The organism is Paraclostridium sp. AKS73, assembly GCF_025671395.1.
Classification (GTDB): Bacteria; Bacillota; Clostridia; order Peptostreptococcales; family Peptostreptococcaceae; genus Paraclostridium; species Paraclostridium benzoelyticum.
This window is the reverse complement of sequence record NZ_JAIXHU010000013.1, coordinates 62,039-74,346: the sequence shown is the minus strand read 5'-3', so window position 1 is coordinate 74,346 and position 12,308 is coordinate 62,039. Positions and strand designations below refer to the sequence as shown.

Genomic DNA, 12,308 nt, shown 5'->3' with positions numbered 1-12,308 from the left:
ATAAATTAATTACTTTAATAGTAATATATAATTATATTACTATTTAAAGGAGTTTGTTTTATGTTAAAAAAAGTGGCCGCTATTCATGATTTATCTGGTATAGGAAGATGTTCTTTAACTGTAGCTATTCCAATACTATCAGCTTTAAAAGTTCAATGTTGCCCATTCCCAACAGCTATATTATCAAGTCAAACAGGGTTTCCAGAGTATTCATTTTTAGATTTGACAAACGAGATGAATAAATATAAAAATGTTTGGGATAATCTTCATATACAGTTTGACTGTATATATAGTGGTTTTTAGGATCTAAGGACCAAGTTAATATAGTTTCTAATTTTATAGATAATAATAAGAGTTCATTAGTAGTTGTAGATCCTGTAATGGGTGATGACGGAGATTTATATCCTATATTTGATAATGAAATGTGTAATAAAATAAAAAGCCTCGTACAAAAATCGGATATAGTTACACCTAATTTAACAGAGGCTCTTATTCTAATTGGAGAAAATTTAAATAATACCAACTTAAACGAATCCAATCTAGTTAATATTGCAAAGCAAGTTTCTAATTTAGGTCCTAGTAAAGTTGTTATTACAGGTATAAAAATTAAAGATTATATTTATAATTTATCATTTGATAAAAATTTAGATGAAGCTTATTTTACATCTTCACCATTTAATAATATTTCGTATAGTGGTACTGGCGATATCTTCACGTCTATTCTTACAGGTATGATATTAAATGGACATTCATTAAAAAATAGCGTTATAAAAGCTAACAACTTCATCAGTAATGTAATTTCATATACATCTAAATTCGATACAGACAGAAATGACGGAGTTATGTTTGAAATGTTTTTAAATGAGCTTACAAATTAAACCTAAACACTTAATCTAAGTGTTTAGGTTTAATTTCTATTTTTTATATTTTAACTCTAAAATTTCTTGATTTACTTTTAATTTAAATTTATTGTCCTTTAATACAATTTTATATCCACTTAAGTATATATCTTTTAAACTTTTAACTATATCTGGCTTATTGTCTATAAAGTTAAATCTGTGCATGCATATATTATTATAAGTATTAACATCATTTAGTATGTTAATTTCTGATTTTAAATTTTGTTTTGTTTGCATATTTCTAACGTTTTTTTTTATACATTTTATCAAATTCTAATTGATAGAAGTTTAATTTAACTTCATTATAATCAACTATTCGTTCTATAATACTTCCTTTATATTTATATCATCTATATTGACAAGGTTATGATCTATATAAGCTATTATATACTTTGATTCTATATCATTTTCAATAAAATTTATTTAACTTATTATTTATATAGCTATCATTACAAAATACATTAATATTTATATTTATAAAAATTATAATTAAAAGTAAATAATTATTATTATCTTTTCATATTTATCTCCTTTGAATTCCATATCTTAATATATTATTTCCTAATTTTTTATTTATTTATCCTATTTTTTCATAGATTATATTTGGATAATGTGTAAAAATATAATTAACGTTTAAATTATAGAGGTGATAAAATGAAAAAATCAAAAAAAGAAACTCCTTTTTATAATTGTATTTTTTATAATTTCAGGATTTTTAATTAGTGGTAGGCTAGATTTATTTGATAAAATTAAAACTCAAATACTAAATACAGATCCAACAACTAGAGAATATAGTTGGTACTTTAATCCAAGAAATGACGGAAAACAGCCTACACCTATTAAAGAAGCTTCATTTTTTAAAAAGTATAATGCTTACTATGTAGGAAATCCAAATGAAAAGGTATTATATTTGAGTTTTGATGCAGGGTATGAAAGTGGAAATACAGAAAAAATACTAGACACTTTAAAAAAACATAATGCTCCTGCTGCTTTTTTCGTAGTAGATCATTACCTAAAATCAAATCCTGAAATGGTAAAAAGAATGACTGAAGAAGGACATTTAGTTTGTAATCATTCAAAGTCCCATCCTTCTATGGCTAGTATAACTGACTTCAATAAGTTCAAAGAAGAAATTGTAACTGTAGAAAATAGATATAAAGAAATAACAGGAAAAGAAATGCCTAAATATTTTAGACCTCCTATGGGTAAATTCAGTGAAAAATCGCTTGAGTATACTCAACAATTAGGTTATGACACTATATTTTGGAGTTTTGCTTATGTAGACTGGTATGAAGATAAACAACCTAGTCATAAAGAAGCTAAAGAAAAAATATTCTCTAGAACTCATCCTGGAGCAATACTACTTCTTCATCCTAATTCTAAAACAAATGCAGATATATTAGATGATGTTTTAACTCATTGGGAACAAGAGGGTTATACAATAAAAAGCTTAGATCATCTTACAAAGAAAAAATCCTCTAATAATACTGATTTAAAAATTTTAGAAAATAAATAAAAGCAGATATTTTATATCTGCTTTTTATGCTTCTAGTAATACTGATTTTCCATTGTATGTCCCTACCCAATAAGGTTTATATATGCTTTTAATATCTAAAACTTTTATATCATGTATATGACATTTGCTGTTTATAACATTATTTTTTATTACTTTAATCATTTCATTTTTTATATTTTCTAACATATGAACTTCATCCATTTCTGATTTTTTATATTATTTTTAGATATGTTTACTTTATATGTATCTGGAGCTTTAGTTATAGATTTTGAAAAACCAGTATGAGTATTTACTAACATTATAATTTTACTTCTATTTATTTCCTGTTTAAATATACTCTTACCTTTTATTTTAATAACTATATCATAAGTTATAACTTTATGCTCTATGTACTTAAGGGTTGTATTTCTTATCCTAGGGTTTAATTGTATAACTTTACTCATCAATGGTATATTATCTCTCTCAAATTTTTTCACATCATTTTTCTTCACTTTTACTTCTATTGCATCTATTATCATGCCGATTCCTCCTAAGATATAATTAGTCTTTTATAAATTATATTAAACATATCTTAGGTTTAATGTCTGTACACTCTTAAATATATAAAAAATTTCCTTAATATAATATTCTTAAACTAAAAAACAAGCAAGCCTTTAAGCTTACTTGTTTTTATATCACTCTTTGTGCAATGTTTAAAGAATGGTCTGCAATTCTTTCTAAGTTGCTAAGTAGATCTAAATATAAAACCCCAGAATCAACACTGCATTTATTTTGATTTAATCTCAACATATGATTTGATCTAAATGATTTATCCATAGCATCTACTTCATTTTCTATTTCAAAAACTTTCTGAGCTAAAGTTTTATCATTTTCTTGTAATGCTTTAATAGAATACTCTATGCTAAGTAAAACCTTATCGTATATCTCTTTAGTTTCAGTTTGACTTTTACTAGATAGGTTTATACTAGAATCCATAGATGATTGAGCTAATTCAGCAATATTTTCAGCATGATCTCCAATTCTTTCTATATCATTTACGGTGTTAAACATTAGATCAACTAATTCTCTTTCGTTATCATCTAGTGGGCATTTAGATAATTTTAGTAAATAGTTTAAAATATGCTTTTGCAATTTATTTATATTTTTTTCTTGTTCTAAACACTTAAGAGCTTTTTCATTATCTTGATCTAAAAATGAGTTTATAGCATTGTTTAAACTTTCTTTCGCCTGATTTCCCATGCTTACAATTTCTTTTACAACGTTTCCTAATGCAATAGACGGTGTTTCTAACATTCTTTCATCTAAGTATTTTGTTTCTTTTGTTTCTTTTGTTTCTTTATCTGGTACTAATTTAATTGCTATGTTAACTATAAACTTAGCAAAAGGAATTAAAATTATAACATTTATTAAATTAAATAAAGTGTGTGCATTTGCTATTTGTCTTGCTGCATCCCCAGGATTTATACTCGTTACTAATGCAACTATAGGTTTATTTAAAATCAATATAAATAATAAGGTTCCTATAATATTAAATGTCAAATGCATTACCGCTGCTCTTTTCGCATTTGTATTTGCACCTATGCTAGATAATAAAGATGTCACACAAGTCCCAATGTTATCTCCATATAATATTGGTAGTGCCGATGTTATAGGTATTAAACCTTGAGTTGCTAGTGCTATTAACATCCCCATAGATGCGCTTGAACTTTGAACAATTCCAGTAATAGCAAACCCAGCCAAAACACCTAAAAACTGGTGCTGTCCAAAATATACAAGCGCATCTCTAAATCCTTGATACTCAGCTAAAGGTCCTACTGCATCTTTCATAAACTCCATACCAGTAAATAATATCCCAAATCCAATTAATATTTCTGCAATATTTTTTATCTTTGCTTTTTTAGCAAATAAAAACAAAACAATCCCAATACCTAAAGCTATTGGAGCTAAACCTTCTAGATTAAATGATACTAATTGAGCTGTTATAGTAGTTCCTATATTAGCTCCCATTATTACCCCTATAGCTTGTGTTAAACTCATTATACCTGCATTTACAAATCCAACTACCATAACCGTAGTTGCGCTACTACTTTGTATAATTCCTGTTACAACTGTACCAACTAAAACACCCATAAATATATTACTTGTAAGTAAGCCTATAATTTTCTTTAACTTCTCTCCTGCTGACTTTTGGAGACCATTACCCATTAAATTCATACCATATAAAAACAACCCTAATCCGCCAATTAAATTTATAGCTATATCCAATTCAAAACCTCCTTAATGATTATATTGACATAAATAAAGCGACTAATTATTATTGTGTTAATTTTTTAGATTTTATATACTTTAACAATTTATAAATTTTATATTTTTTGCATTATTTTACATGAATTTAAAAATAAAATTTGATAAATATATAATTAAAATAACATGTAAAGGACTGATTATTATGGCACAACTTAAATATATATGCATATTATTTTTTATATTTATTTTTTCAACTTTAAATGTATATTCTTTAAACCTAAAAGATACTACAGCTCCTAAAATAGATATCGTTTCTCCTATTAATGCACAGCAATACATTATTTCTAAACCTACTATACGAGCTACTTTTCAAGATGAAAATAATATAGATTTAAAAAGTATTAAGTTCTTTGTTAATTATAAAGATGTTACTAAGTATTGCAAAATCGAAGATAATTCAATTTCTTATAAACCTAAAAATAAATTTAAAAGAGGTACTCAAATAATAGAAGTTCATGTCAGTGATATAAATAAAAATAAATCTAAGGCTGAATGGTATTTTAATGTTGGGTCTCCAAATTATAACCATTATTATGGTCTAATCCATGCTCATACATCAAATAGTGATGGCCATGGTAGTTTTGAAGATGCTTACTATACTTCTAAATTCAAAGCTAAACTAGATTTTTTTGCAATAACAGATCATTCAAATATGTTAGATAAAGATACAGAAGTTACTTTAGATGATGGAAGTTTAAGTTCTAAATGGACAAGTTTAATTAATGTATCAAATGATTATACTTCTAATGATAAATTTTTAGCTCTTAAAGGTTTTGAAATGACTTATCCTTTTAAAAATAATAAAGATCCTATAGGTCATATAAATGTGTTTAATACTAATGGCTTTGTATCTACAAATGATTCTCTTTACTCTAATTTAGAAGATTTTTACAAAGAAATTTCTAAACATGATGATTTAATTGCTCAGTTTAATCATCCTTGTGATACATTTGGAAGATTTAATAACTTTAAATACAATAAAGATGCAGATAGTGTAATTTCTTTAATTGAAGTTTGTAATGGATATAAAAGTGATATAATTAAAAACAGAATAGCTTTTGAGGAATATCAAAAAGCTTTAGATTTAGGTTGGCATCTAGCTCCTACATCTAATCAAGATAATCATAGAACTGATTGGGGAGTGGCAAATGAATTTAGAACAGTTGTTTTATGTACAGGACTGAACGAAAATTCTTTTTATGATTCTTTAAAAAACATGAGAGTATATGCTACTCAAGATAAGAATATAAAAATAGACTATAGTATAAATGATCAAGTGATGGGTTCTACTATAAAAAATACATCAAATTTATATTTTAATATAAGTGTAATTGATAATGATCTTAAAGACAAAATTAAAAGAATTGAAGTGATTTCTAACGATGGAAAAATAGTTGCATATAAAAATTTTAGCTCCAACTTAGCTAAACTTGAATTAAAGCTTTCTACTTTAAAAGATTCTTATTATTATGTAAAAATCTATCAAAATAATGATAAAATATCGGTTACAGCTCCTATTTGGATTGAATTTAAAAAAGAACAATGATGAAAGATTAATCTTTCATCATTGTTTTTATATAAACTCCATTCCCATTTAAAGTATCCTTAGTCATTACATATGATAATGATCCTATTAACTTATCATTTTGAATAATTGGAGATCCACTCATTCCTTGTGTTATTCCTCCATATTTTTTAATTAATTGTTCATCTTCTACTTTAAAATCAAAACTCTCTATTTGTTTATCCATTTTATTAATTTTTGTAATATTTATTTTATAATGCTTCTCTTCACTTTCATTGTGTTTCATAACTACAAAAGCTTGTCCTAATTTAACTTCATTTTCACTTGCAATTTTACATATTTTTTTCTCTTTGCTATTTTGTAGTGAGTTTATATTACCTTTGACACTATGACTTCCAATATTTGTAATTATTCCTAATAAATTTTTACTTTTATTTCCACTTATATTTCCTACATACTTTTTAGATGATTTTTTTATACGAGATAAATTTGACTTATATATTTCGCCTTTATTTGTAATTAATTTTTGATCTCCCTCAAATTTAATATCGTGACCTACTGCTCCAAAATTTAAATTTTGTGGGTTTATATAAGTTAAAGTTGCTGTATATGGAATTTTATCTACTAAATATTCTGGTTTAAGTTGTTTTTATCAACACTTACATTTATTTTTATTTTTCTTATTAAACTCAAATTTATTTTCATCTTCTTTCATAGATATAATAATACTTATTATATCTTGCTTAGATAATACATTTTTCATTTTGATTAAATATCCTTTTTACTGCATCTCCACTTATACAGTCTATTAAATCATAATTTTTAATATATAAGTTTTCTTCTACTCCAAATATCATTACTTTTTCAGTATTTAATTCCATATGCAATAATTCTCCCCCTATTATAACTTCTTGCGGTATTTTTTGATTTTTTTGCATTGAATAAACATCATTTGGCAATAATACTATTAGCATATTTATTATTAAAAAAATAAAAAACTTAATTCCTTTAGATGATTGCATTTAGTGTCACCTTCTTAAATTAGTTTAGTATTTATTTTTATTATTATTTGCTTTAATTTAAGTTAATATAATGGTTACTATTTTACATAATTCCCATAGCTATATTTACCTCTTCAATTTTTAATTTATGCACATTAATATGTGTATTTTTTGATTTGTAGCGCAAAAAGCCATCTTTTTTAAGATAGCTTTTTCTATACAATATTTAAATGTCCATAATTTCTTTCAATTACAATACCTTTATTTTCAAAAGATACTTTTTCTTTAAATAATGGTCCATCTATTACAAACGTATGATATTCTCCATTTTCACCACAAGCATCTGCTCCAGAATTTTTAATTTCAAGAACAACATTTTTTGTAAGTTTTTTCCCTAACAAACTTTCATTTAAATAATCTAAATTTACAGTTTTTATTATAGTTGTAAATCCACTTTCTATAAATTCATAAACTAATGATTCTCTATCTTCTTGCCATAATGGAAAACTAGCTTCAATTCCTGAATTTTTACATCTTTCCACATCCCAATTTTTATGTTCTTCGATATCTATATCTCCAAATACACAAATACTTGCGCCAAGTTCCTTTGCTTTTATTAAGCTCTTTTCAAACTCTTTTTCATACTCACAAACATCACATTCAACTTCTAATAATGGAATGTCTAAGCTTTCACTTACTTGTTTTAATAACCTTTTATTTATTCCATGTGTCCATGATTTATCAGCATCTTTTTTTACAGTTGTTAAAAGAGCTACTGGCTCATAACCTTTTTTTATCATACGATATAATGCCAGTGTGCTATCTTTTCCCCCGCTAAATGACATAACAAATTTATTTTCATTACTATATCTCTCCTAATATGTATTCTTTACATTTATTTTATCACATATAGTTGATTTCCCAAATATTTATGTTTATGTCAATCTAATCATGTTCTATTTATTTAGTTGAATTCAATCATATAAACCTTATAAAACTATGTTATTTACTTCTTGACTTTTCTCTTCTTTCTTTAGTTTGACTTTTGGTTCACTTGGCAATCCAAACTTTGGTATAAATTTATCAAATCCTGTTACGGTTAATATCAGTATTGACCCAATTGTAACATATGCCATAATATTATACTTTATAATATCAATGGTACGAAATTGTGAAGTGGATACACAGCTGTTAATATCCCTAAATAAAATCCTATATATACATGCCATGGTATTAATTGAGACCCAAATACGCCCAAAGAACTTGAAAATGTTGCATTTCTTAAACGTAATTGGTATAAATCCTCTGCACTTCCTTCTACATTTTCTTCAACTAATTCTTTAATTATAGGCCCTACTGTAACAATTTGAGCCATCTCATCTGCAAGCGCAGCATTTCCTACGAAGCATAGTAACCCGTTCATAAGCATTAATTGCCTTACATTCCTAGATATTTTTAATACTAATATTGACAGAGGCTCAAAGGCTTTCATCTTACTCATTATTCCACCAAATGCTCCAACCCACATCATCATAACTATAACCCATGAACCTGCATCCGCAAATCCTGACATCATTAAATCTAAAAAAGCTTTTAAAGATTCAACAGTACCTGCAAAAGTTCCTAATATAAATGATGATAATATACCAATAGATAAGCAAGCTAGTGTAGGTAGTCCTTTTATCGCTACTGCCAAAACTAGTATCAATGGTATTGCCATGTAATATGGAACTCCTGATTTTACTTGATTTAATAACTCTACTGCTGATGGTCTTTCAGCTTCTAAATCAACCATAACTTGATGCGGGATCTGATTTATAGCAGCTGTAGCATTTGTAGCTTGAGTAGGTAATTCCATATACGTACTTAATGCAAATATAACAATAACTGTTATTCCTAAACAAATTATAGACCAAGGACCTTGAGACTTAATTCGATCTACGACCTCAACATCTTGTATTCCTGAACTTACTACAGTTGTATCTGAAATAAGCCCAATATTGTCTCCAAAACAAGCACCCCCAGCAATAGATGCTGTAGTTAATAGAATATTTCCCCCAACCATGTGATTTAACCATAAGAATATTGGAGCACATGCTGCAAATGTTCCCCATGATGTTCCAGTAGCTACCGAAAGAATTGCTGTAACTAAAAATGCAACAACTGCTACTGTCCTTCCTGTTACACCTAGAGAAAGTGCTATATTTACCAAGGATGCCCCTACTCCCGTTGACATAAATGCTTCAGCCATTGCATATGCAAGCATTAGTATAAAAAAAACTAAATTTAAATGTTTTACATTGTCAACTGCACAATCAACTAAATCATTAAACTTACACTTCTCTGTTAATGACGCAACTATAAATGCATATATAGTTGCTATTGGAGCTGCTATTAAGCAGTTCATCCCCGAAATCATTAAACCTGCCAGTATAAATACTGGTGAAAACTTAAATAGTCCAACAAAAAATCTATATAATCCAACCCAAAACCTCATAAGGTAAGCCTCCTTGATATATTGTATAACTTTGATAGTCTTTTATACTATGTCTCATAATATCAATTAATTTATAGACTTATGCACTAATATGTGGTATATGGTGCATAAGTCATTTAATTATAATTTTAAGATAATATTTTGTTTATATTTAAATGATAATTTAATATATTATGTAAACTTTATTATATTAAATCTCTATTAACTAATTCTTCTACAAAGAAACTGGCAACATCTTGTGCAAACTTTCCTGGCCCAAATCCTGCATCATATCCTAGTTCCTTTGCAAGTTCATGAGTTATTCTAGGACCTCCACAAATAAGTACAACCTTATCACGAATACCTTCTGCTTCTAATAACTCTACTAAGTTAGTTAAGTTTTCTATATGAATATTCTTTTGGGTTACAGTCTGAGAAACTAATAGTACATCTGCTTTAAGCTCTATTGCTCTTTTTATAAAGTTTTCATTTGGAACTTGGCTCCCTAAATTATATGCTTCTACTCCTTCATATCTTTCTAATCCGTAGTTTCCTGCATACCCCTTCATGTTCATAATTGCATCTATACCAACAGTATGTGCATCTGTCCCAGTGCTAGCCCCAACTATTACTACATTTCTTTTTATATTTGATTTTATATACTTTTCTATCTCATATTTATCCATTGTATTTTCTTGTGCTACTTCTACATGTATATCTTCATAATTTACACCTTTTTCTAAATTTCCATATGCTACATAGAATGTAAATTCACCATCTAATGCTTTATGATGTGCAATATTTATATCAGAAAGCCCCATATTTTTAGCTGTAAGTTTTGCAGCTTCTATACCTTTTTCATCATCCTTTATAGGCAATGTAAAACTTACTTGAACCTTAGCATCATTTAAAGTATCTCCATATGGTTTTATATTTTTAAAATCAAGATTCTTATCGTATTCCTTATTTTCCATTGAATATAATCCACTCATTAACAGCTTCCCCCTAACGATAACTCTTTTTCTAACATTAAATCTACAAATGGATTGAAGTATGAATTCTCTTTGATAACAACTCCATCAAGTCCTTTTCCACCATCAACAGGTCTCTTTATTCCAGCAAACTTTCCTTGTTCTAATGTTTTAAATAATCCTTCTTTTTCTATCTCAGATATTAACTCATATGCCTTATGTAAAACTTCATTAACTCTAGTGCACATAATACCATCTTTTTTAAACTCTATTTCACTACCTAAATCTTTCATAGTATTGAATATATATTGAGCATTATCTATAGATATAGCTCTATCTGATATAAATGGTGTATGTATAGCCTCTGTAAGCATTCCTAGTAAATGAAGTTTTTGACCTGTCATTATTGTTACCATATTAAATAACGCATCTTGAACTTGACCTTTAAATATATCCCCAGTCATAAACTTAGTAGGTGGCATATATTTAAGTGGAGCTTTAGGAAATATTTCTCTAGCCATTTGAGCCTGCGCTAATTCATATAAGAATCCATTTTCAACATCTGGACTTATTTCAAATGCATGGCCAAGACCCATTTGTTCCTCGGGAAGGCCTGCTATTAAAGCAAATTGTTCATTTATAAATTGCGACGCAAGTACAGTATGTGCTTCTTCTACTGCATCTGATGTTGTTAAGTAGTTATCTTCACCAGTGTTGATTATAACCCCAGCATATCCATTTATTATTCTTGAGAAGTATTGATCTATCATAGTTCTCTTCATATTTATATCTCTAAATAATATTCCATATAATGCATCATTAAGCATAACATCTAATCTATTTTGGGCTCCTAATGCCGCTATTTCTGGCATACATAACCCTGAACAGTAGTTACAAAGTCTTATATATCTTCCTAATTCTTTTCCAACATTATCTAGTGCTTCTCTCATTAATCTAAAATTCTCACCTGTAGCATATGTACCCCCAAATCCTTCAGTAGTAGCACCATATGGTACATAGTCAAGTAAACTTTGCCCTGTTGTCCTAATTACTGCTATTATATCCGCTCCTTGCTTAGCAGCTGCTACTGCTTGAGTAATATCTTCGTATATATTACCTGTTGCAACTATTAAATATAAATATGGTCCCTTTTTATCTCCATACTCATTTAAGAATTTTTCTCTTTTATTTCTATTTTCTTTTATTTTATTTACACTTTTTCTAGCTATTTCATTTATTTTAAGCTTAATTTCAAACACATCATTTTCTTTAAGTGAAGATACATCTAATTCTCCTTTAGATACTTTTTCTGCTATTTCTTGTGGATTAAGACTTGTGTTTATCATAGCATTACCTATATAGTAAGCAACACCCATTCCTAAAGATCCATTGTTAGAATTTTTTATACTATCTACAACTATGTTTGGAAGTGGTACCCCAAATTCATCTACACCATCTATCCCCAGTAATCTTAATATAGTTCTTTCAACAGCTACTGTCGTGTGCTTGTTTATAAATTCTTGTGTGTCTAGTGCTATGTTTTGTGCTGATTTACGAGCTTTCTCAACTATGCTTAAATCTAAATTTAACTTACTCATATTATCCCCCTTAAC

General features: G+C 27.5%; 15 protein-coding genes. 4 read left to right on the top strand and 11 right to left on the bottom strand.

The window, feature by feature from the left end; translation table 11 throughout:
- The first annotated feature begins 60 nt into the window (after window positions 1-60).
- The gene (locus tag LEQ07_RS20100) at window positions 61-303 is read left to right on the top strand and encodes a hypothetical protein (RefSeq protein WP_317852052.1); all 243 of its coding nucleotides are present in this window, start codon (window positions 61-63) and stop codon (window positions 301-303) included.
- A 20-nt stretch (window positions 304-323) separates the two neighbouring features.
- On the top strand, window positions 324-878 hold the full coding sequence (locus tag LEQ07_RS09315) for a PfkB family carbohydrate kinase (RefSeq protein ID WP_317852053.1): 555 nt from the start codon (window positions 324-326) through the stop codon (window positions 876-878).
- Between the two features lie 36 nt (window positions 879-914).
- On the opposite strand, the gene LEQ07_RS09310 is transcribed toward LEQ07_RS09315, so the two are convergent.
- Complete coding sequence (locus LEQ07_RS09310) at window positions 915-1,136, bottom strand: hypothetical protein (protein WP_261813145.1); 222 nt, start codon at window positions 1,134-1,136, stop codon at window positions 915-917.
- Window positions 1,137-1,584: 448 nt separating this feature from the next.
- On the opposite strand from LEQ07_RS09310, the gene pdaA reads away from it, so the two are divergent.
- Window positions 1,585-2,415, top strand: coding sequence for a delta-lactam-biosynthetic de-N-acetylase (pdaA, locus tag LEQ07_RS09305; protein ID WP_332843078.1), 831 nt, complete (start codon window positions 1,585-1,587; stop codon window positions 2,413-2,415).
- 24 nt (window positions 2,416-2,439) lie between these two features.
- On the opposite strand, the gene LEQ07_RS09300 is transcribed toward pdaA, so the two are convergent.
- The 3 genes from LEQ07_RS09300 to LEQ07_RS09290 all read right to left on the bottom strand — a co-directional run bounded on the left by LEQ07_RS09300 (window position 2,440) and on the right by LEQ07_RS09290 (window position 4,680).
- On the bottom strand, window positions 2,440-2,601 hold the full coding sequence (locus tag LEQ07_RS09300; RefSeq protein WP_263330352.1) for a hypothetical protein: 162 nt from the start codon (window positions 2,599-2,601) through the stop codon (window positions 2,440-2,442).
- A complete protein-coding gene (locus LEQ07_RS09295; protein ID WP_263330351.1) occupies window positions 2,595-2,933 on the bottom strand; it encodes a hypothetical protein in 339 nt (112 codons plus the stop codon). Before LEQ07_RS09295 ends, LEQ07_RS09300 begins: the two co-directional genes overlap by 7 nt.
- A gap of 151 nt (window positions 2,934-3,084) precedes the next feature.
- On the bottom strand, window positions 3,085-4,680 hold the full coding sequence (locus LEQ07_RS09290) for a Na/Pi cotransporter family protein (protein ID WP_046821692.1): 1,596 nt from the start codon (window positions 4,678-4,680) through the stop codon (window positions 3,085-3,087).
- Window positions 4,681-4,864: 184 nt separating this feature from the next.
- Here LEQ07_RS09290 and LEQ07_RS09285 point away from each other — a divergent pair, with 184 nt between their 5' ends.
- On the top strand, window positions 4,865-6,268 hold the full coding sequence (locus LEQ07_RS09285; protein WP_046822419.1) for a CehA/McbA family metallohydrolase: 1,404 nt from the start codon (window positions 4,865-4,867) through the stop codon (window positions 6,266-6,268).
- Window positions 6,269-6,275: 7 nt separating this feature from the next.
- Here LEQ07_RS09285 and LEQ07_RS09280 read toward each other — a convergent pair whose 3' ends face one another.
- The 7 genes from LEQ07_RS09280 to LEQ07_RS09250 form a co-directional block, all read right to left on the bottom strand.
- Complete coding sequence (locus LEQ07_RS09280) at window positions 6,276-6,863, bottom strand: SpoIVB peptidase S55 domain-containing protein (RefSeq protein ID WP_263330360.1); 588 nt, start codon at window positions 6,861-6,863, stop codon at window positions 6,276-6,278.
- Window positions 6,864-6,990: 127 nt separating this feature from the next.
- Window positions 6,991-7,269 carry a hypothetical protein gene (locus tag LEQ07_RS09275; protein WP_263330348.1) on the bottom strand — a complete coding sequence of 93 codons (279 nt, stop codon included), beginning with the start codon at window positions 7,267-7,269 and terminating at the stop codon, window positions 6,991-6,993.
- Window positions 7,270-7,463: 194 nt separating this feature from the next.
- On the bottom strand, window positions 7,464-8,093 hold the full coding sequence (locus LEQ07_RS09270) for a diphthine--ammonia ligase (protein ID WP_263330347.1): 630 nt from the start codon (window positions 8,091-8,093) through the stop codon (window positions 7,464-7,466).
- A gap of 144 nt (window positions 8,094-8,237) precedes the next feature.
- Window positions 8,238-8,384: a hypothetical protein gene (locus tag LEQ07_RS09265; protein ID WP_263330345.1), complete on the bottom strand. Its 147-nt coding sequence runs from the start codon at window positions 8,382-8,384 to the stop codon at window positions 8,238-8,240.
- 11 nt (window positions 8,385-8,395) lie between these two features.
- Window positions 8,396-9,745: a Na+/H+ antiporter NhaC family protein gene (locus LEQ07_RS09260; protein ID WP_263330343.1), complete on the bottom strand. Its 1,350-nt coding sequence runs from the start codon at window positions 9,743-9,745 to the stop codon at window positions 8,396-8,398.
- A gap of 185 nt (window positions 9,746-9,930) precedes the next feature.
- A complete protein-coding gene (locus LEQ07_RS09255; RefSeq protein WP_263330341.1) occupies window positions 9,931-10,716 on the bottom strand; it encodes an OAM dimerization domain-containing protein in 786 nt (261 codons plus the stop codon).
- Window positions 10,716-12,293 carry a lysine 5,6-aminomutase subunit alpha gene (locus LEQ07_RS09250; RefSeq protein WP_046821832.1) on the bottom strand — a complete coding sequence of 526 codons (1,578 nt, stop codon included), beginning with the start codon at window positions 12,291-12,293 and terminating at the stop codon, window positions 10,716-10,718. Before LEQ07_RS09250 ends, LEQ07_RS09255 begins: the two co-directional genes overlap by 1 nt.
- Window positions 12,294-12,308: the final 15 nt, after the last annotated feature.